This is a genomic window from Pseudomonas sp. (assembly GCF_028293835.1).
GTDB lineage: Bacteria > Pseudomonadota > Gammaproteobacteria > Pseudomonadales > Pseudomonadaceae > Aquipseudomonas.
The window spans coordinates 38,478-59,588 of sequence record NZ_JAQGNX010000023.1 but is presented as its reverse complement, the minus strand read 5'-3'; the positions used below and the strand labels follow the sequence as shown (position 1 = coordinate 59,588).

The window sequence follows — 21,111 nt, the reverse complement described above, 5'->3', positions numbered from 1 at the left end:
GTTGAGCGCGATACGCTGTGACCGTTACGTGAAGGCTTTCTACGAGGGGTTGGTAGCTCGCGGGAAGAAGAAAATGCAGGCGATAGGCGCCGTGATGCGTAAATATTTGACCGGGCTTTGGGCGTGTCTGCGTGCCGGCGAAAAATTTGATACGGCCAAGCTTTTTAGCGAAAAACACTTCCTAAAAGCTTGACCGGCAACAGAGTATCTACAGGGGTTAAGTAAGACTAACAATGAAGCGTTTGAGCAAAGACTGGAGTTTTCATGGCTGATCGGCACGACTATGTGGCCCTCGAGTGGGTCAAAGGCGAAATTGCCGAAACGCTGAAGCTGGCCCGTCAGGCCCTTGAAGCGTTTGTTGCGCAGCCCAAGGTGCCGGCGGCCTTGGTCGAGTGCCTGGGCTACGTGCATCAGGTGCACGGCAGCCTGCAGATGGTCGAGTTCTATGGCGCAGCGTTGCTTGCCGAAGAGATCGAGCAATTGGCGCTGGCCTTGCAGCAAGGGCGCGCGGCGCAGCAAACCGAAGCGGTGCAATTGTTATTGCAAGCCATGACCCAGTTACCGCTTTACCTGGATCGCACCCATGCCGCACGCCGCGATCTGCCGTTGCTGGTATTGCCGCTGCTCAATGACCTGCGCAGTGCCCGTGGCGAAAGTCTGCTCTCGGAAACCAGCCTGTTTACCCCGCAGTTGCTGGCCGTCCCGGAACTTGACAGCCAAGCCTTGGCCGCACTCGACCACCCTGACCTGATGCCCTTACTGCGCAAATTGCGGCAGATGCTGCAAACCGCATTGGTGGGCTTGCTGCGCGAACAGGAAGTACAGACCAATCTTGGTTACATGGCCAAAGTGTTTACGCGCCTTGAAGCACTGTGCAAGGACGCGCCGCTTGGACCGCTGTGGCAAATCGCCTCGGCGTTGGTCGAGACCATGGCCGACGGCCAATTTACCAACAGTCCGGCCCTGCGCGGCTTGCTGAAAGAGTCCGACAAGGAACTCAAACGTTTGCTGGAGCAGGGCATCAGCGGCATCAATCAGCCTGCGCCCGATGAACTGCTCAAAAGCCTGCTGTTTTATATCGCCAAGTCCGACAGCCAGGCGCCGCATATGCTGGTGCTCAAAGAGCAATACGGACTGGATGAGTCATTGCCAGATACCGCATTGGTTGATGAAGAGCGCGCCCGCCTGGCCGGGCCGGACCGTGACGCCATGCGTTCGGTGGTGGGCGCGTTGTGCGAAGAGTTGGTACGGGTAAAAGAACGCCTCGACGGTTTTGTGCGCAGCGACCGCAAACACGTCGCCGAACTCAGCAGTTTGTTACCGCCGTTGCGGCAGATCGCCGATACCTTGGCCGTGCTGGGTTTCGGCCAGCCGCGTAAGGTCATTATTGACCAGCTGGCGGTGGTCCAACGCCTGGCTCAAGGTCAGAGCGAGGCCGATGACGCAATCTTGATGGATGTGGCGGGTGCGCTGCTGTATGTCGAAGCCACCCTGGCCGGGATGGTCGGCACCGTGGAGCAGGCCAGCCCTGCAGAAATCCATCTGCCGACCACTGACCTGATCGAAATCCATCAGTTAGTAATCAAGGAAGCGCGCATCGGCTTGCAGCAAGCCAAAGACATGATTATCGATTACATCGACGGCTCATGGGATCGGCAACGCTTGCAACCGTTGCCTGCCTTGTTGGTCCAGGTGCGCGGCGCATTGGCGATGATCCCTCTGGCGCGCGCTGCCAGCTTGCTTGCCGCTTGCAACGACTATATCCAGTCGCACCTGTTGACGGACGCCGAACCGCCAACCTGGCCACAGCTCGACGGTCTGGCCGATGCGCTGACCAGCATCGAGTATTACCTCGAGCGCCTGGGCGAAGACCACGAAGCCCCAGGTGAACAGATCCTTGATAAGGCCCAAGCAAGCCTGAAGGAACTGGGTTATTCGTTGCTGCCGAACATTACAACTGAAGTACCGTTGCTGGACGAGGTCATCACTCAAGACGAGCTGCTGGAATTGAATGCCCGCCAAGCGCTGACCAGCCCTTCACGCTCGTTGGCTGAAGTGCTCGCCAGCCCCGTCTCGGCGGTTAATCCGCCCGCTCAGCACGTGCCGACCAGCCTGTTGCCGCCGCCCGCCGATGAGGAGCGGGTGGATGATGAGCTGCTGGAAGTGTTTCTCGAAGAGACCGACGAGATGCTCGCGGCGCTGCACAAACAGTTACCGCTGTGGCTCAACGACACGAGCAACACTGCCGCATTGACCGAAATACGGCGGGCGTTTCACACGCTCAAAGGCAGCGGGCGGATGGTGCGCGCACTGATCCTCGGTGAATTGGCCTGGTCCGTGGAGAACTTGCTAAATCGGGTGGTGGAAAACAGCGTCGAACCCGACCAGGATGTTCAGAGCCTGCTAAACGACGTGCTGACGTTGTTACCTGTGGTCATTCGGCAGTTCGCCGACAACGCTCAATGCCAGCGCGACGACGTTGACTCGTTGGCGGCTCGGGCTCACGCAATCGCTAGACCGGACCGGACCTCCGACGCGCCGGTCGCGCCCTTCGACACCGAAGCGGGCGTGTCCGATGCGCTGGACCCACAGTTATTGGAAATCTTTCGTCAGGAAGCCCGCGGCCATCTGGACACCCTTGAGCGATTCCTGGATCACGCGACTGACACCGAAACCCCTACCATCAGCGACGCCCTGCAGCGGGCGCTGCACACCCTCAAAGGCAGCGCCTATATGGCGGGTGTGCTACCGGTTGCCGAATTGGCCAGTCCACTGGACCAGTTGGTGCGTGAATTCAAAGCCAACCTGATTCCCCTCGGGCGCGCTGAGATTCAGCTGCTGCGCGCGGCGGAGCCATTGTTTGATCAAGGCTTGTTGCAGCTAGACAGCGATCCGTTGGCGCCCATAGCAGGTGCCGAGCCGTTCATCGAAGACGTTCTGGCCCTGTTGCATGAGCGTTTGCAAGCCGCGCTGAGTGCGCCGAACAGCGGCCTGCGCTTGAAACGTAATCCTCAGTTGATCGTGGCGTTTCTGGCCGAAGGCATGGACATCCTGCTGGACGCCGAAAGCCTGTTGCAGCGTTGGCGGCAGCATCCCGGTGAGCGGCAGGAGCTCAGCGCACTGCTTGATGAGTTGACCACTTTGGGCCACGGTGCGCACCTCGCCGATCTGCCGCAGGTGGATGAGTTATGCGAGGCACTGCTTGATCTGTACGGCGCTGTTGAAGAAAGCAGCCTGGCGGTCAGCGATCGTTTCTTTGATGAAGCGGCCAGCGGACACGAAGCCTTGATCGACATGCTCGACCAGGTAGCGGCGGGCCAGGAAGTGGATGCGCGCCCGGAACGCATCGAAGCGTTGCGCGACTTGCTCGATCAAGCGCTCGACCCCAGCGCCATGGGCGTGATCAAAGCCGACGGCAGTACCCGTGCGTTGAGCGTCACCGAATTGAATGCTGCCACCGAGCGCCTGGCGGCTCAACTGCCTGACGATGCCTCGGCGTCCGACGAATCGTTTTCCGAGTCAACATGGGCGCCAAGCGGCGAGATTGACCACGAGATTGTGGAGATTTTCCTCGAAGAGGCGGTGGATATTCTCGACAGCGCTGGGCATGCCCTGCATCGCTGGCTGGATGATCCTGATAACCCGACGCCGCTGTCATCCTTGCAGCGTGATTTGCACACCTTGAAAGGCGGCGCCCGCATGGCTGAGATCCAGCCGGTGGGGGATTTGGGCCATGAGCTGGAAACCCTGTACGAAGGCTTGATCGACCGTCGTTTCAGTTATTCAGCGGAAATGGCCAGTCTGCTGCAACGTAGTCATGATTTGCTGGCGGAGCTGCTGGAGCAGTTGCAAGCCCATAAACCGCTTAGTTGTCCCGCCGGGTTGATCGACGCGATTCGCGCGTTTCGACAGGGTAATAGCGTCGTCCAAGGCCATGAGGTTGACGTAAAACCCATCAAGTCAGCGGTCGAAACCCTCAATGAGCGTGATCCCGAACTGCTGGAAATCTTCCTCGAGGAAGGCTTCGATATCATCGAAAGCTCCAGCGGTGCGTTGGCCCGTTGGCAGGATGAGCCGAAAAATACCCTTGAGATCGAAAACCTGCTGCGTGATTTACACACCCTCAAAGGGGGGGCGCGCATGGTTGAAATCGCCCCGATTGGCGACTTGGCGCACGAACTTGAGTTTCTCTACGAAGGCCTGGCTGCTGGTTCTTTGCACAGCCATCCACTGCTGATCAGCTTGCTGCAAAGCGGTCATGATCTGCTCGCTGACATGCTTGATGCGGTGCGTGGGCATGAGCCATTGCCCAGTGCGAAACTGTTGATCGATAGCATTCACCAGTTCAGTGCCCTCGGTGATTCGGCTGAGGTGGCAGCCAGTGCCGCGCCAAATACAGCCACCGAACCGGCATTGCCCGTGGTGCTCACACCTGAGCCCGAAGCGGAGCGTACGCCGCCGGAAATGGTCAAGGTCGCCGCCGAGCAACTGGAAAGCCTCGTCAACCTGGCGGGTGAAACCTCAATCTTTCGTGGGCGCATCGAACAGCAGGTCACAGACGCCGAAGTTACCCTGGCCGAGATGGAAACCACCATCGAGCGGATGCGAGACCAGCTTCGACGTTTGGACATTGAAACCCAAGGCGGCATCCTCAGCCGCGAGCAGGTCCAGGCCGAACGTTTGGGCTATGAAGAATTCGACCCGCTGGAAATGGACCGCCATTCGCTATTACAGCAGCTGTCGCGTGCCTTGTTCGAGTCCGCCTCCGACTTGCTGGACCTCAAGGAAACCCTTGATACCCGTAACCACGACGCGCAAACATTGTTGTCGCAGCAGGCCCGGGTCAACACCGAACTGCAAGAAAGCTTGATGCGCACGCGGATGGTGCCCTTCGAGCGTTTGTTGCCGCGTTTACGGCGGATCGTGCGACAGGTCGCGGGAGAGCTGGATAAGCAGGTTCAGTTCGAGGTGGGCGATGCCGAGGGCGAAATGGACCGCAACGTGTTGGAGCGAATGGTCGCGCCGCTGGAACACATGCTGCGTAACGCCGTCGATCATGGCTTGGAAAGTGCCGACGAACGCCGTGCGGCGGGCAAACCGGAAGAGGGTACGATCAGTTTGAGCCTGGCCCATGAAGGCGGCGACATCGTCATTGAAATGCGCGATGACGGGGCTGGCATCGATCTGGATGCGGTACGCCGCAAGGCTATCAAGCGCGGGTTGGTCGAAACCGGTACTGAGGTGAATGACTACGAACTGCTCCAATTCATTCTTCAGGCGGGTTTCTCCACGGCGGAAAAAGTCACGCAGATTTCCGGACGAGGCGTGGGCATGGACGTGGTGCATGCCGAGGTCAAACAGCTCGGCGGCTCTATGATCATCGACTCAACGCCGGGGCAGGGCACGCGCTTCCAGATTCGTTTGCCATTTACCGTGTCGGTCAACCGGGCATTGATGGTGCAGTGCGGCGAGGAGCAATACGCCGTGCCGCTAAACACCGTCGAAGGCATTGTGCGGGTCATGCCTAACGAGCTGGAGGCCTGCTACCAATCGAACCCGCCGCGCTATCAGTTTGGCGAGCGCATTTATGAATTGCGCTACCTCGGCGAATTATTGAACAACGGTTTGTCACCTAAATTGCTTGGTCAAACCCAGCCGCTGCCGGTGTTGTTGGTGCATATGTACGATCAGTGGGTCGCCGTGCAAGTGGACGCATTGGCCGGTTCACGGGAAATCGTGGTAAAGAGCCTGGGCGCGCAATTTTCCGGCCTGCAGGGTATTTCCGGCGCGACCATCTTAGGTGACGGTCGCGTGGTATTCATTCTGGATCTGTTGGCGCACATTCGCGCGCTGCATTTGAGGCTGTTAGCGCAACAAGCAGCGGGCTTGGGTGCGCCGAAATACGTTGAAATGGAACAGGCGCGCCCGCTGCTGGTCATGGTGGTGGACGACTCGGTGACGGTGCGCAAAGTCACCAGTCGCTTGCTCGAACGCAACGGCATGAACGTGCTTACAGCCAAAGATGGCGTCGATGCCATGGCGCTGTTGCAGGAGCACACGCCGGACATCCTGCTGCTGGACATCGAAATGCCGCGTATGGACGGCTTTGAAGTGGCCACTCGAATTCGCAATGACGAACACCTCAAAGACCTGCCCATCATCATGATCACTTCCCGTTCAGGGCAAAAACACCGGGATCACGCCATGGCCATCGGCGTAAACGATTACCTGAGCAAGCCGTATCAAGAGTCAGTCCTGCTAGAGAGCATCGCCCAATGGAGTCAGGTCAATGTCTAACCCCACCGCCTCTTTAAGCTTGAGCAGCCGCGTCACCAGTCTGACCGGACTGTTACTGCCTTTGAGCGACCGCAGTCTGTTGCTGCCCAACATTGCCGTGGCTGAACTCATCGATTACCAAGACAGCAAGACCGAGCCGGATGCACCCGATTGGTACCTCGGCCCTATTACCTGGCGCCATCGCACCTTGCCCCTGCTCAGCTTCGAAGCCGCTTGCGGTGGCCGCACCCGCGTCGGCGGTCGTGCACGGATCGTCGTCCTCAACGCCCTTGGTGGCCGTGCCGATCTGAAATTCATCGCCCTGCTGACCCAGGGTATTCCCCGCTCCTGCAAAGTCGACAGCCAACTCAGCTACGTCGACGTGCAGTTAGCCGAGCTGGAACTCGCTGCCGTCCAAGTCGGCGACACCGTCGCCAAAATTCCGGATTTGGTCGGATTGGAAGAGTGGCTGGTTGCATCCTCTGTGGGCGCTAATCTGTTGGCGAAGCAATAATTCCCACGGTCTACAGATCCTCTGTAGGAGCCAAATTGTTGGCGAGGCAATGGAAGCCTCGCCAACAAGTTGGCTCCTACGGAATATTTTCAAGCATAGATCTTAGTGTGCGAACTGTTTCGCCATGGCTTTCGTCACAAGACGCAGGCGCATAATGAGCCGAATATTAACCGTATTCGGCTCACGCCATGAGCCGAATAGGGCTATTATTCGGCTCATATGTCTCGGAACCAGCCCATGAACGAATCCACCGATTGGATCTGGCAGCAATCTGCATGGCCGCACTTCACGTGGCAGGCAGAGCGCTTGACCGTCTTGTTGCGCGCTTGCTCCCAAGCCCAGGGTCAATTGCTGGGGATGATCGGCGCAGCAGGATCCGATGCCAGCGCACAGACCGAACTGGACGCATTGCTACAAAATATCATTACTTCATCGGCCATCGAAGGGGAGCAACTGAACGCAGGCTCGGTTCGCTCGTCCCTGGCACGGCGCCTTGGATTGGCGGGGAACCAACCTGTCAGTCAGCGTAGCGAGGGCTTGGCCGAATTAATGCTCGATGCCACTCAACAGCATCTGTCGCCATTGACCCTTGAGCGAGTATTGCACTGGCACCGGTTGCTGTTCCCCGTTGCGCAAACCTACTCATCGCATGCTATCCAGGTGGGCACATTGCGCGGCGACGAGCCGATGCAGGTTGTGTCCGGCAGGCTGGATCGGCCGACAGTGCATTTTCAAGCTCCCCCTCGTGAAGGCCTGGAAGCGCAGCTCACTGCGTATTTCAACTGGTTCAACAGCAGTCGGGCAGACGCAAATCTGGATCCTTTTCTAAGGGCAGGCATCGCGCATTTCTGGTTTGTGACCTTGCACCCGTTCGACGACGGCAATGGCCGTTTGACCCGTGCTATTACTGACCTTGCGTTAGCTCAAGGCGAAGACCAGGCCATCCGTTTTTACGCCATGTCGGCGAGTATCCTGACAGCGCGCCGAGACTATTACCGCATTCTCGAACACAGTCAGAAGTCGACGCTGGATATCACACCGTGGCTGGAGTGGTTCCTGCAAACCCTATTAGAGACCTTACAGCAGGCGATCAAGCGTATTGACCGAGTGCTGAGCAAGGCGCGTTTCTGGCAGCAACACCGTGAGCATGGGCTGTCGGCGGAACAGATTAAAGTGCTCAACCGTTTACTGGATGGCGATGTGTCGGCAGACAGAAATGGATTCGAAGAAGGCATCAGCGCCGCCCAATACCAAGCGGTGACGAAGGTGAGTAAAGCCACTGCCACCCGGCATCTCGGTGACCTGCTGGAAAAAGGCTGCCTGCAGAAATTACCCGGCGGCGGACGCAGTACGCGGTATCAGATCAATTGGCGGTAAACACATTCGCTGGCGCCCGCCTGGATGGGCGAACTCTCAACGCCTGTTTGATCGCCACAAGTTGGCTCCTGCAAAGGGCGTGGGCCATCCGCAACCATTACCCCAACCGTAACGATTACGCCATCTGCTTGATTGATGCTGAAGGCCATTCGCTTCTAAGGTGATCCACGACAGCGAATTCGTGGAGCCAGCATGACAACAATAACGACACTCGATCCGCGCTGGTCGCGTCGGCGCAACGAAAAGCAGCGGCGGCTCGAGCAGGTGCGGTCTCTCGCCGATGGCGTAGTTCTGCCAACCGAAAATATCGTCGCGGCGCTTGAAGCACTCATTGCACCCGGCGACCGTGTGGTCCTCGAAGGCAACAACCAGAAGCAGGCAGATTTTCTGTCGCGCTCACTGGCCAAGGTCGATCCCGCCAAGCTGCACGATCTGCACATGATCATGCCCAGTGTTGGCCGCTCCGAACACCTTGACCTGTTCGAACTGGGCCTCGCCCGCAAGCTCGACTTCTCCTTTGCCGGCACCCAAAGCCTGCGCATCAGCCAACTGCTTGAAGATGGCCTGCTGGAAATCGGCGCCATCCACACCTACATCGAGTTGTACGCACGGCTGGTGGTCGACCTGATTCCCAATGTCGTGCTTTCAGCCGGGTTCATGGCCGACCGCGCGGGCAACATCTACACCGGCCCCAGCACCGAAGACACCCCGGCATTGGTCGAACCCGCTGCGTTTAGCGACGGCATCGTGATCTTCCAGGTCAACCAGATCGTCGACGATGTCAGCGACCTGCCACGTGTGGATATCCCGGCTTCGTGGGTCGATTTCGTGGTCTTGGCCGATCAGCCGTTCTACATTGAACCGCTGTTCACCCGCGACCCGCGCCACATCAAGCCCGTTCATGTCCTCATGGCGATGATGGCAATTCGCGGCATCTACGAAAAACACAACGTACAGTCGCTGAACCACGGCATTGGTTTCAATACGGCAGCCATCGAGTTGATCCTTCCTACTTATGGCGAATCCCTTGGGCTGAAAGGAAAGATCTGCCGCAACTGGACGCTCAACCCACACCCGACTTTAATCCCGGCGATTGAAAGCGGTTGGGTCGAAAGCATCCATTGTTTCGGTACTGAACTGGGCATGGAGAATTACATCGCAGCGCGCCCGGATGTGTTCTTCACCGGTCGCGACGGCTCGCTGCGCTCCAACCGGATGATCTGCCAACTGGCCGGCCAATACGCGGTGGACCTGTTCATCGGCGCGACCTTACAAGTCGATGGTGATGGCCACTCTTCAACCGTTACCCGTGGCCGCCTCGCCGGTTTCGGTGGCGCGCCGAATATGGGCCATGATCCCCACGGCCGCCGTCACGCTACGCCGGCCTGGCTGGACATGCGCCAACAGACCGGTGATGGCCAGGACGCCTACCTTGAGCGCGGCAAAAAGCTCGTGGTGCAGATGGTCGAGACCTTCCAGGAAGGCGGCAAACCCACCTTCGTGGAAACCCTGGACGCGGTTGAGGTGGCGAAGAAAAGCGGCATGGCGCTGGCGCCGATCATGATCTACGGCGACGACGTCACCCACTTGCTTACCGAAGAAGGCATCGCCTATTTGTATAAGGCGCGCTCGCTGGAAGAACGCCAAGCGATGATCGCTGCGGTCGCCGGTGTTACTGCGATTGGTTTGCGCCACAACCCCAAAGACACTGCGCGGATGCGTCGTGAAGGCTTGATCGCGCTGCCGGAAGATTTGGGCATTCGGCGTACCGATGCCAGCCGTGAACTGCTCGCTGCCAAAAGCGTCGCCGATCTGGTGGCGTGGTCCGGAGGCTTGTACAACCCACCCGCCCAATTCAGGAGCTGGTGATGCGCGCGCTCAAGCTGGAAGCCGTGGCCTTATCGCTGGCAGACCGTTTGGCTGACCTCGCGGTGGACGCATTGATCGACGAAGCCGACCTGTCGCCGAAACCGGCATTGGTCGATCGTCGCGGCAACGGTGCCCACAGCGATTTGCACTTGGGCCTGATGCACGCCTCGGCGTTATCGCTGTGGCCAGCGTTCAAAGAAATGGCCGAAGCCGCGCTGCAATTCGGCGTTGTTGGCCAGCCATTGCGTGAAGCCATTGGCCGTATCGGCCGCGAAGGCGAAGCCGCGATGCTGCACACCACGGGCGGTGTGAACACCCATCGAGGGGCGATCTGGGCCTTGGGGTTGTTGGTGGTCGCTGTCGCGCTGGAACCCGCCCATCGAACCCCGGCCGCTATCGGTTTGCGAGCCGCACGCTTGGCACTGATCGACGACCGCAACTCGCCGGTGCAAAACAGCCACGGCGCGGAAGTGGCCCAGCGCTACGGCGCGCGCGGCGCCCGAGAACAGGCGCAGTTGGGCTTTCCTGCGGTGCTGCAATGGGGTCTGCCACAGTTGCAACGCAGCCGGGCCACCGGCCATGGCGAGCAGAACGCCAGGCTCGATGCATTGCTCGCGATCATGACCACGTTGGGCGATACCTGCGTGCTGTACCGCGCCGGTGAAGCCGGTCTTGAAGCAATGCAGCGCGGTGCACAAAAAGTGCTGGATGCGGGGGGCAGCGCGAGCCTCAGCGGTCGGCGTTGCCTGCATGAATTGGATCAGCAACTGTTGAGCCTGAACGCGTCGCCGGGTGGCGCGGCGGACTTGCTCGCAGCCTGCCTGTTTATCGATAGCCTTGAGCCTAAGCTCGGCGAACCTTCGAGGAATTTTTGACCATGGAAACCCTGTCTTTTGAATTCCCCGCCGGGCAACCGCCTATGGGCCGTGCATTGGTGGGCTGCGTCGGATCTGGCGATCTGGAAGTGATGCTGGAACCCGGCGCACCGGGCAAGTTGTCGATTCAGGTGATAACGTCGGTCAATGGCGCTTCATCCCGTTGGCAGCACCTGTTTGAGCGTATGTTCGATGGGCAAACCCCGCCCGCCATGAGCATCAACATCCATGATTTCGGTGCGACGCCCGGTGTTGTGCGGCTGCGCATGGAGCAGGGCTTCGAGGAGATCGGTCATGACTGACAGCGCGCACTTGCTTCAGCAACACAGCTTCGTCGAGCTCAACGCTCGTCAACGTGCTCGGGCCATCCTGGACGCTGGGAGCTTTCGTGAATTAGTCGGTCCTTTTGACCGGATGACGTCGCCCTGGCTGGCCAAGCAAGGCGTCGTGCCCCAGGCCGATGACGGTGTGGTCATCGCCAAAGGCACCGTCGGCGGTTTGCCCGTCGTCGTCGCCGCGATTGAAGGTGCGTTTCAGGGCGGCAGCATGGGCGAAGTCGGCGGCGCGAAAATGGCTGGCGCTTTGGAACTGGCCGCTGAAGACAACCGCAACGGGATTCCCACCGCCGCCGTCCTACTGCTGGAAACCGGTGGCGTGCGCTTGCAGGAAGCCAACCTGGGCCTGGCGGCGATTGCCGATATTCATGCCGCAATTGTCGACCTGCGCCAGTACCAGCCGGTGATCGGTGTGGTGGCAGGCAGCGTTGGCTGTTTCGGCGGGATGTCCATTGCCGCAGGCTTGTGCAGCTATCTATTGGTCACCCAAGAGGCTCGTTTGGGCTTGAACGGTCCTCAAGTAATTGAGCAAGAAGCCGGTATTCAAGAGTACGACTCGCGAAATCGGCCCTTCATCTGGAGCCTGACCGGAGGCGAGCAGCGTTTCGCCAGCGGCTTGGTGGACGCGTTTGCCATTGATGACAAAGCGCAAATCCAACAAAAAATCGCGGGTCTGCTCGCCAAAGGTTTGCCGACCCTGAATCGCAGCGGTCGATACGAGCACTTTTTGCAGCGACTGTCTCAGTTGGACACCACCACACAAATCGACCCGCAGACGGTGCGCACGTTGTATGAGGGAGAACAGTCATGAGTGATTTCTCAGTGCGGGGTTTGCAGTGGTTTTTAGCCCTGAGCAATGGCGCCGCTGAAGTGCAAGGTTTACCTGTTTCACTGAAAGTGGCCGATGGCGAGTTGGGCCAGCAGCCAGCGCGCTTTTTAGCCGTGGTCGCTGATCCTGAAAACCCCTTTCCCCGGGCGCGTAACGGCGAAGTCGGCCTGCTGGAAGGTTGGGGGTTGGCCAAAGCCGTCGATGAGGCCATCGAGCTGGATCAGCGCAACGAACACAAGCGCACCTTGATTGCCATCGTCGATGTGCCAAGCCAAGCGTATGGGCGCCGGGAAGAAGCATTGGGCATTCATCAAGCCCTCGCCGGTGCTGCTGACAGTTACGCCCGCGCCCGTTTGGCCGGGCACCCGGTGATTGCGCTGTTGGTGGGGAAGGCCATGTCCGGCGCATTTTTGGCCCATGGTTATCAGGCCAACCGCCTGATTGCCCTGCGCGATCCCGGTGTGATGGTACATGCCATGGGCAAAGCGTCTGCGGCTCGGGTCACGCTGCGCACTGTCGAAGAACTGGAAAAACTCGCCGCCAGCGTTCCGCCCATGGCTTATGACATCGACAGCTACGCGAGCCTCGGTTTGCTGTGGAAGACCCTTGCTGTCAGCCAGATCGAACAGCCGACCCCGCAGGATATCGAGCAGGTTCAAGCGTGCCTGATCGCCGCCGTAGATGACGTTCGCGGGAAAGGAAACGACCTGAGCAGTCGCCTCGGTGCCGACAACCGCGCGGCCTCTTCCAAAGTGCGAGAACTGCTGCGGGCGCAGTGGTAAATGAACGGTCTCGGCGCGGTGCTGCCCCATGATTTGCTCTGGGGTTTGCCTGCGCGTGCGTTACCAGCCGACGCGCCCCACTGGGTGGCCGAAGCGCTGAGCCTCGATCAGCCGGTGGTGGTGCGTCGGGCGTTGGTGGCGGCTGATCAAATCGCGGTGGGCGTTCGTGGGCCGTTGCGGGAACAGCGCTACGCCACGCTGATGAGCCGCGCTGATATTCAGCGACAGGTTTCGCCGGAGCAATTAATCGAGGTTGGTTGTCAGCGCAGCCTCGATTGGCCCGCCTTAAAAGCGCTGCAGCAGATTCGATCAGTGATGGACGATTTGGGGCTGGTATGGGGTATCAGCGGCAGCGCTGGATTTGAGTTGGCCAGCCGGTGTGCGGCACTGCACGCGGACAGCGATCTGGATTTGATACTGCGCACGCCGGTGCTATTTGATCGTGCACGGGCCGCGCAGCTGGTCAAAGATCTGCAGCGCGTGGCATGCCAAATCGACGTGCAGCTGCAAACCCCCGGGGGTGGCTTAGCACTGCGGGAGTGGGCAACTTCTGCGCGATCGGTTCTGCTTAAAACAGACCAAGCCCCGCGCCTGATCGACGATCCCTGGCTGTTAGCCGAGTGTGCCGCATGAGCAGCTTTATGGTGTTCCCCGGCCAGGGCGCGCAGTACCCGCAGATGCTCCATCAACTGCCCGAGCAAGCGCTGATTCGTCAGTGCTTGATTGAGGCCAGCGATGAATTGGGCGAAGACGCATGGGCCCTGGATTCTGCCGAAGCACTGGTCAACACCCGCGCCGTGCAGCTGTGCTTATTGATCGCAGGTGTCGCCTGCGCCCGGTTGCTGATTGAACGAAGTGCAGCGCCTACGTATGTCGCTGGCCTGTCGGTTGGCGCGTACCCCGCAGCCGTTATCGCCGGTGCGCTGGATTTTGCCGATGCCGTACGTCTGGTCGCTTTACGCGGCACGTTGATGCAAAACGCCTACCCCTCGGGGTTTGGCATGACCGCAATTCTCGGGCTGGATCAAACTACGGTCGAGGCCTTGATCACTGAGGTTCATAGCACCGAGACGCCGCTGTACCTGGCCAACATCAATGCCGACGCGCAAATGGTGGTAGCCGGCAGTGACATAGCGATGGCGCAGATCGCCGAGTTGGCAAAAGCCCACGGCGCAGCGGCAGTAAAACGCTTAGCCGTCAGCGTGCCATCTCATTGCGCGTTGCTCGAGCAACCTGCTTCGGCGTTGGCCGAGGCGTTTGCCACAGTGTCCATGCGAGCGCCCGCCGTGCGTTACCTGAGCGGCAGCACGGCGCGCCTGATCATGACCGCCGACAAACTACGCGATGACCTGACCTACAACATGTGCCGGGTGATCGACTGGCGCAGCACGGTGCAAACCGCTTACGAGCGTGGCGTGCGCCTGCAAATCGAGTTGCCGCCTGGAACCGTGCTTACGGGGTTGGGCCGAAAAGCGTTTGAGCAAGGAACAGCGGTCGCCTTTCAGGGGGCTCGCATGGATACGTTGAGCGCGTTGCTGCAAGAGGAGGGAAGCCGTAACCCATAGACCGATAGCTGCTGCGAAGGATAAAAACAACAACTTCAGCAACGCAATGTGAGGATAAAAATAATGATTATTTACGGCGTGGCCTTACTGGCTATCTGCACCCTGGCAGGGGTAATTCTTGGCGACATGCTGGGGGTTTTGCTAGGCGTCAAATCCAATGTCGGCGGTGTCGGTATCGCCATGATCCTGTTGATCTGCGCCCGACTGTATATGCAAAAACGCGGCGGCGGCATGACCAAAGACTGTGAGATGGGCGTCGGTTTTTGGGGCGCGATGTACATTCCGGTAGTGGTCGCCATGGCCGCGCAACAAAACGTGGTGACTGCCCTGCATGGCGGCCCGGTAGCCATTTTGGCTGCCATCGCCTCGGTGTTGGTTTGTGGTTGCGTAATCGCGCTTATCAGTCGCTTCAACAAAGGCGAACCGCTGCCGGATGAAGAGCCTTCGCTGATTTTGCCCGCTTCACCGTCGCCGCCTGTTGCAACCACCGCAGGGGGACGCTGATATGTGGCCTCTACTGGCAAAAGATTTGGGCCAATACGGCCTGGTGACGGCGTTCGCGTTTGTCGGCATCGTCATGTGGGTGTCGGTGTTGATCTCCAGGCACCTGACCTTCGGGCGCATTCACGGCTCGGCGATTGCGATTGTGATCGGGCTGATTCTGGCCTGGGTTGGCGGGACCATGACCGGAGGCGAAAAAGGCTTGGCGGATATCAGCTTGTTCTCCGGCATCGGCTTGATGGGCGGCGCCATGTTGCGTGACTTCGCCATTGTTGCCACAGCTTTTGAAGTGCAAGCCACCGAAGCGCGCAAAGCGGGATTGATCGGCGTCATCGCCTTGTTACTGGGCACCACGCTGCCGTTTATCGTGGGTGCGAGCATCGCCTGGATGTTCGGTTATCGCGATGCAGTCAGCATGACGACCATTGGCGCTGGCGCCGTGACATACATCGTTGGCCCAGTGACTGGCGCAGCGATTGGAGCGAGCTCTGACGTGATGGCCTTGTCCATCGCAACCGGGTTGATCAAGGCGATTTTGGTCATGGTCTGCACACCCATGGCTGCACGTTGGATGGGCCTCGACAACCCACGCTCGGCGATGGTCTTCGGCGGCTTGGCGGGTACTGTCAGCGGCGTTACTGCGGGACTTGCGGCAACCGATCGACGCCTGGTGCCATACGGCGCGCTTACCGCCACCTTCCACACCGGCTTAGGCTGCTTATTGGGGCCTTCGGTGCTGTACTTCATTGTCCGCGGGATAATGGGTTAGGGAGAAGGCCACTCGCTTGTGCCTGATACGCCGCCTCGCCAACGCGGTGTATCAGACAAACCGCGCCGTCCGCGTCCTACAGATCAATTGCCGTTGTATCAGGCCGAATGCCGATTCGCATACATCCGGCATTCAGCCACTAATGCCAACAAGTTTGGGTCGCGTTCTTTGGCTTTGAGAAATACCACGCCGATGTGCTGCTGCATGCGGTAGCGCTGTTGCAGCGGGATCAAGCGCACTCGGTTTTCGTACACCGCCGCCACCCGTCCCGGCAGCAGGGCATAACCAACCCCGGAACTGACCATGCTCAGCAGGGTAAAGATGTCGTTGACCTGCATCGCCACTTTTGGCTCGAAGCCCGCCTGTTGAAACACCCGAACACCGTCCTGGTGGGTGGCGAAGCCTTGGGTCAGGGTCAGGAAAGTGGCTTCGCGCAGGTCGCTGAGGTCGACTTCGCTTTGATGGGAAAACGGTGAATCAGCCGGTGCAGCGAGAAAGATATCGTCGGAGAACAGCGCCAGCTGCTCGCAGTCCGGGTCACTGACGCTTTCGTTGAGCGACACCAGAATCGCGTCAACTTCCATGTTCTTCAGCTTGTAGAACAGGTCAATGTTCGAGCCGAGGATCAGATCAATGTTCAACTCGCTGCGACGTATTTTCAGTCCCATGATCAACTGCGGCACGGTTTTGACGGTGAGCGAGTACAGCGCGCCAAGCTTGAAACGCGCCGCTGAAAAGCCGGCCGCCTGGCGCGTCATCTCGACCGTTTTGACCACGTCCTGAATCAGCTTCTGCGCGCGTTCTTCCAGCACATAAGCACTTTCCAGCGGAGTTAAATTGCGCCCTTCGTGTTTGAACAGCGGACAGCGCAGTGCGCTTTCCAGCGAGTGAATCGCCCGGTGAACACTGACATTGCTGGTCTGCAGCTCAACGGCTGCCCGCGCCAGGTTGCCGGTGCGCATGAAGGCCAGAAAGATCTCCAGCTTCTTCAAGGTCAATTCTTCATCGATCAGCATGGCGGGGTGGCTCCATCAAACAACGTATAAATTACTGAATGAAGGTAACTGTAGGAGGGTGTTTTGCTAAATAGAGCGGCCACCAAATCGCGCAATTGTGCCCGAGTCGTCGGCTGCTGGCTGCACATCAAAACCAATCAGCATTCAGCAGGCCGCTGGTCAGGCCCAGCGCTGTGCCGATGAGGATCAGCCAGATGGCGTTAAGACGGGAAAAATAGATGACCGCTGCGCTGACGATGGTCAGGGATATCTGCGCCCAGCCGTTCTCCATGCTTTTGATCAGCACGAATGACGCTGCCAGAATCAGGCCGATGGTCACCGGCAACAGCGAGCGTTTGACTCGTTGCACCCATGGCCGATGGGATTGGCGCTCCAGCCAGGCCGCACCGTAGTAAGTGATCATCGAACATGGCACCAGCTTGGCGACCATCACGGTCAAGGCCCCCGTAACACCCGCCGCCTCTTGACCGATGAACACCAGAAACATGCCATTTGGCCCTGGCAACGCTTGGGCCATGGCAAAGAAAGCGACAAATTGTGCATCGGTGACCCAATGCGCCTGCATCACCGCGTAGCGGTGGATATCACTGATCGCCACGCTGTTGCCGCCAATGGCCATCAGCGACCACAGCGCGCAGTTGAACATCAATTGCAGCAGCACACTCTGCATGGGCTCAGGCCTCGCCGTGACTGGCGCGTACGCCGGGCGTGAGGTAACTCAGGGCCAGGGACAGGGGAATGCAGATCAGCAATACCATCCACAGCGGCAGCACCAGCAGCCCGGTCAGGACAAAAGTGATGACGAACACCACAAGGGTGTGCACATTGCGCGGCATCCCGTGCAGCAAGCGTAATGTGGTGCCGAGCATCAGGCCGGTGGCAATGGGCATCACGGCGCCAAATACCTGCTGCACCGCATACACATTCCACCATCTGGTGTAAGCAAAACCGGCGAGGATCGTGACAATGGTGGGAAATAAATACAGCCCGACAATGGACACCCAAGCCCCGGCGAGTCCTTGCTGGCGCCTGCCGTAAATAATGCTGATATTGCCGATATTCGGCCCGGGGAAAAACTGGCCAGTGGTCAACAGTTCGGCGAATTCTGCCTCATCTACCCATTGTCGACGGTCGACCATCATCTGCCGCGCCCACGGCATCACGCCACCAAACCCGAACAGTCCGACCATGGCAAAGTTGAAAAACAGCTCCCACAGCGTTGGGCGAATACGGTCGGAGGGTTCCATGTTGATTCCCAAAAAAGGTTAAGGCGTAAACGGTGCCAGTGTGAACGTTAGGGAGCTAATTACTCTAGCGTTTTATCGACTGGCGTTGCGCCAGTTCTCGCCGGGGGATTGCGCTTTTGCGACAGAACCCTGAGCCTTGCGCGCTTGGTTGTGGCGCTTTTGGGGTTCGAGTATGTATCACGGAGAACGTTTCAACGCCTGGACCCACCTGGTGGGTGCCGTGCTGGCATTGGTCGGCGTGGTCTGGATGCTGGTGCTGGCGAGCCTGGGCGGCGACGTCTGGAAGATCGTCAGCATGGCCATTTATGGCGTGACGCTGTTGCTGCTGTACAGCGCATCGACGATTTATCACAGCGTTCGCGGAAGGGCGAAGGTGATCATGCAAAAGGTCGATCACCTGTCGATTTACTTGCTGATCGCGGGCAGCTACACGCCGTTCTGCCTGGTGACATTACGCGGCCCGTGGGGCTGGACCCTGTTCGGTGTGGTTTGGGGATTGGCGGTCATCGGCATGTTGCAAGAAATCAAACCGCGTTCCGAGGCGCGGGTGATGTCCATCGTGATCTACGCGGTGATGGGCTGGATCGTATTGGTGGCGGTCAAGCCGTTGATGGCAGCGTTGGGCACGGCGGGATTCATGTGGCTGGCCGGAGGTGGGATTTTATATACCATCGGCATTATATTTTTCGCGTTCGACACCCGTTTCAGGCACTGGCATGGCATCTGGCACTTGTTCGTGATTGCTGGCAGCTTGCTGCACTTTGTGGCGATTTTGTTTTATGTATTGTGAGGCGAGTAGCGAGGCGGCCCAGCAAGGTCCTCGCCTACAAGTTGGCTCCTTGGGGTTGTTCCGATCTCAGAAATCACCCCACAGTTGTTGTGCGATGCTTAATGCGACCACGGGTGCGGTTTCGGTTCGCAGTACACGGGGGCCGAGGCGGGCGGCGTGGAAGCCAGCAGCTTTCGCCTGATGGATTTCGGCATCGTTGAGGCCACCTTCCGGGCCAATCAAAAAGGCCAGGGTGAACGGGCGGTCGTGCCGGGTCAGTGGTTCGGCAACCGGGTGCAACACCAGTTTCAAATCGGCATCGGTTTGCTTCAGCCAATCGGCCAGTACCAGCGGCGGATGGATCACCGGCACCACCGAGCGCCCGCATTGCTCGCAGGCACTGATTGCGATTTGTTTCCAGTGCAGTTGGCGCTTCTCGGCGCGCTCGTCTTTGAGACGAACCTCACAGCGCTCGCTAATGATCGGTGTTATTTCACGAACACCCAATTCGGTGGCCTTCTGAATCGCCCAGTCCATGCGCTCACCCCGTGATAAGCCCTGGCCCAGATGGATTTTCAGTGGCGACTCGGTTTGTCCGGCGAACTGTTCGTCGAGTGTCACCCGCACGCGTTTCTTGCCGACTTCCAGTAATGTGCCGCGAAATTCATTGCCCGAACCGTCGAACAATTGCAGCGCGTCACCTTCGGCCATGCGCAGCACTCGGCCAATGTAGTGCGCCTGGGCTTCTGGCAATTCGTGTTCGCCAAGGCTCAATGGCGCATCGATAAAAAAGCGGGACAGTCTCATGTTGGGTCTCTGGGATTTAGTAAACAGTGCTTCTTCAAATGCATGTTCCCCTGTAGGAGTATGTGTACCCGTGCTGCTTAGCCCGGATCACGAAAATCCGGATGATAATTTTCGTGCACGGCAACGCTGACATGGGTGCGGGTTGCGATGTCGATGCCTTCTGTGGCGACCGCGGCCAGAAAGTCGATTTCTTCCGGCGTGATCACATACGGCGGCAAGAAATACACCACGCTGCCCAGCGGACGCAACAGGGCGCCGCGCTCCAGTGCATGCTGGAACACTTTCAAACCACGTCGTTCCTGCCACGGATAGGCAGTTTTTGTAGCCTTGTCCTGGACCATTTCGATGGCCAGAGCCATGCCGGTCTGGCGCACTTCAGCCACGTTAGGGTGATCAACCAAATGCGCGGTCGCGCTGGCCATTCGTGCAGCCAGGGCCTTGTTGTTTTCGATGACGTTGTCCTGCTCGAAAATATCCAGTGTCGCCAATGCCGCCGCACAGGCCAGGGGATTTCCGGTGTAGCTGTGGGAATGCAGGAAGGCCCGCAAGGATGAGTAGTCATCGTAAAACGCGTTGTACACGTCGTCGGTAGTGATGCAGGCGGCCAGGGGCAGATAACCACCGGTAAGCGCTTTGGACAAGCACAGGAAATCCGGGGTGATGCCGGCTTGCTCGCAGGCGAACATGGTACCGGTGCGGCCGAAACCCACCGCGATTTCATCATGAATCAAGTGCACACCGTAGCGATCACAGGCATCGCGCAGCAGCTTGAGGTAGATCGGGTCATACATGCGCATGCCGCCAGCGCCCTGAATCAACGGCTCGACGATTACGGCTGCCACGGTGTCGTGGTGCTCGGCCAGGGTCTGCTCCATGGCGGCGAACATGTTGCGCGAATGTTCTTCCCAGCTCATGCCTTCGGGGCGATGGTAGCAATCGGGGCTCGGCACTTTAATCGTGTCCAGCAACAGCGCTTTGTAGGTCTCGGTAAACAGCGGCACATCGCCTACCGACATGGCGGCCATGGTTTCGCCGTGATAACTGTTGGTCAAGGTGACGAAACGCTTTTTGTTCGGCTGACCGCGATTGAGCCAGTAGTGGAAGCTCATTTTCAACGCGACTTCGATGCACGAAGAACCGTTGTCGGCGTAAAAGCAGCGGGTCAGACCCTCAGGCGTCATCTTGATCAGGCGTTCGGAAAGCTCGATGACCGGCTGATGGCTGAAACCGGCCAGAATCACGTGTTCCAGTTGGTCGACCTGATCCTTGATCCGCTGATTAATACGTGGGTTGGAATGGCCAAACACATTGACCCACCATGAACTGACAGCATCAAGGTAGCGTTTGCCTTCGAAATCTTCGAGCCATACGCCTTTGCCGCTTTTGATCGGGATAAGCGGCAAGCTTTCGTGGTCTTTCATCTGGGTGCAAGGGTGCCAAAGCACCGCGAGGTCGCGTTGCATCCACTGGTTATTCAAGCCCATTCGTAATCTCCTGATGACAACTCGCTTCGCGCGAGGGCAAACAATCGCGCAAGCCTATGCAATGCATGACTGCGGAACAACCTCTTGTAACGCAGA

Annotated in this window: 18 protein-coding genes and 1 pseudogene; 14 read left to right on the top strand and 5 right to left on the bottom strand. The window is 58.8% G+C overall.

Annotation, left to right across the window (positions count from 1 at the left end):
* The 13 genes and pseudogenes from JWR17_RS03425 to madM form a co-directional block, all read left to right on the top strand.
* A pseudogene (locus JWR17_RS03425) lies at positions 1–193 on the top strand (IS110 family transposase); the annotation flags it as partial.
* Between the two features lie 71 nt (positions 194–264).
* Complete coding sequence (locus JWR17_RS03420) at positions 265–6,297, top strand: Hpt domain-containing protein (RefSeq protein WP_299828321.1); 6,033 nt, start codon at positions 265–267, stop codon at positions 6,295–6,297.
* Positions 6,290–6,790 carry a chemotaxis protein CheW gene (locus JWR17_RS03415; RefSeq protein WP_299828319.1) on the top strand — a complete coding sequence of 167 codons (501 nt, stop codon included), beginning with the start codon at positions 6,290–6,292 and terminating at the stop codon, positions 6,788–6,790. The genes JWR17_RS03420 and JWR17_RS03415 overlap by 8 nt, the downstream gene beginning before the upstream one ends.
* A gap of 237 nt (positions 6,791–7,027) precedes the next feature.
* On the top strand, positions 7,028–8,167 hold the full coding sequence (locus tag JWR17_RS03410) for a Fic family protein (protein ID WP_299828317.1): 1,140 nt from the start codon (positions 7,028–7,030) through the stop codon (positions 8,165–8,167).
* A gap of 192 nt (positions 8,168–8,359) precedes the next feature.
* Positions 8,360–10,036, top strand: coding sequence for a malonate decarboxylase subunit alpha (gene mdcA / locus JWR17_RS03405; protein ID WP_299828316.1), 1,677 nt, complete (start codon positions 8,360–8,362; stop codon positions 10,034–10,036).
* Entirely contained in the window at positions 10,036–10,911 is an 876-nt protein-coding gene (locus tag JWR17_RS03400) for a triphosphoribosyl-dephospho-CoA synthase (RefSeq protein ID WP_299828314.1), read from the top strand. Before mdcA ends, JWR17_RS03400 begins: the two co-directional genes overlap by 1 nt.
* A gap of 2 nt (positions 10,912–10,913) precedes the next feature.
* Positions 10,914–11,213 carry a malonate decarboxylase subunit delta gene (locus JWR17_RS03395; protein ID WP_299828312.1) on the top strand — a complete coding sequence of 100 codons (300 nt, stop codon included), beginning with the start codon at positions 10,914–10,916 and terminating at the stop codon, positions 11,211–11,213.
* Positions 11,206–12,057: a biotin-independent malonate decarboxylase subunit beta gene (locus JWR17_RS03390; protein WP_299828310.1), complete on the top strand. Its 852-nt coding sequence runs from the start codon at positions 11,206–11,208 to the stop codon at positions 12,055–12,057. The genes JWR17_RS03395 and JWR17_RS03390 overlap by 8 nt, the downstream gene beginning before the upstream one ends.
* Positions 12,054–12,857 (top strand): biotin-independent malonate decarboxylase subunit gamma, encoded by an 804-nt coding sequence (gene mdcE, locus JWR17_RS03385; protein WP_299828308.1) that lies wholly within the window; start codon positions 12,054–12,056, stop codon positions 12,855–12,857. The genes JWR17_RS03390 and mdcE overlap by 4 nt, the downstream gene beginning before the upstream one ends.
* The gene (locus tag JWR17_RS03380) at positions 12,858–13,490 is read left to right on the top strand and encodes a malonate decarboxylase holo-ACP synthase (protein WP_299828306.1); all 633 of its coding nucleotides are present in this window, start codon (positions 12,858–12,860) and stop codon (positions 13,488–13,490) included. It begins immediately after the preceding gene.
* A complete protein-coding gene (gene mdcH / locus JWR17_RS03375; RefSeq protein WP_299828304.1) occupies positions 13,487–14,422 on the top strand; it encodes a malonate decarboxylase subunit epsilon in 936 nt (311 codons plus the stop codon). The genes JWR17_RS03380 and mdcH overlap by 4 nt, the downstream gene beginning before the upstream one ends.
* 63 nt (positions 14,423–14,485) lie before the next feature.
* Positions 14,486–14,926, top strand: coding sequence for a malonate transporter subunit MadL (gene madL / locus JWR17_RS03370; protein ID WP_299828301.1), 441 nt, complete (start codon positions 14,486–14,488; stop codon positions 14,924–14,926).
* Between the two features lies 1 nt (position 14,927).
* Positions 14,928–15,692 carry a malonate transporter subunit MadM gene (gene madM, locus JWR17_RS03365; RefSeq protein WP_299828299.1) on the top strand — a complete coding sequence of 255 codons (765 nt, stop codon included), beginning with the start codon at positions 14,928–14,930 and terminating at the stop codon, positions 15,690–15,692.
* 98 nt (positions 15,693–15,790) lie between these two features.
* Here madM and JWR17_RS03360 read toward each other — a convergent pair whose 3' ends face one another.
* The 3 genes from JWR17_RS03360 to JWR17_RS03350 all read right to left on the bottom strand — a co-directional run bounded on the left by JWR17_RS03360 (position 15,791) and on the right by JWR17_RS03350 (position 17,955).
* Entirely contained in the window at positions 15,791–16,708 is a 918-nt protein-coding gene (locus JWR17_RS03360) for a LysR substrate-binding domain-containing protein (protein WP_299828297.1), read from the bottom strand.
* Positions 16,709–16,835: 127 nt separating this feature from the next.
* Positions 16,836–17,378 (bottom strand): chromate transporter, encoded by a 543-nt coding sequence (locus tag JWR17_RS03355; protein ID WP_299828295.1) that lies wholly within the window; start codon positions 17,376–17,378, stop codon positions 16,836–16,838.
* Positions 17,379–17,382: 4 nt separating this feature from the next.
* Positions 17,383–17,955: a chromate transporter gene (locus JWR17_RS03350; protein WP_299828294.1), complete on the bottom strand. Its 573-nt coding sequence runs from the start codon at positions 17,953–17,955 to the stop codon at positions 17,383–17,385.
* Between the two features lie 172 nt (positions 17,956–18,127).
* Between JWR17_RS03350 and JWR17_RS03345 the strand changes: the two genes are divergently transcribed.
* Positions 18,128–18,745 (top strand): hemolysin III family protein, encoded by a 618-nt coding sequence (locus tag JWR17_RS03345; RefSeq protein ID WP_299828292.1) that lies wholly within the window; start codon positions 18,128–18,130, stop codon positions 18,743–18,745.
* Between the two features lie 66 nt (positions 18,746–18,811).
* Here JWR17_RS03345 and JWR17_RS03340 read toward each other — a convergent pair whose 3' ends face one another.
* Together JWR17_RS03340 and JWR17_RS03335 are read right to left on the bottom strand one after the other, a co-directional pair.
* Positions 18,812–19,531 (bottom strand): 16S rRNA (uracil(1498)-N(3))-methyltransferase, encoded by a 720-nt coding sequence (locus JWR17_RS03340; protein ID WP_299828290.1) that lies wholly within the window; start codon positions 19,529–19,531, stop codon positions 18,812–18,814.
* 77 nt (positions 19,532–19,608) lie between these two features.
* A complete protein-coding gene (locus tag JWR17_RS03335) occupies positions 19,609–21,015 on the bottom strand; it encodes an adenosylmethionine--8-amino-7-oxononanoate transaminase (RefSeq protein ID WP_299828288.1) in 1,407 nt (468 codons plus the stop codon).
* Positions 21,016–21,111: the final 96 nt, after the last annotated feature.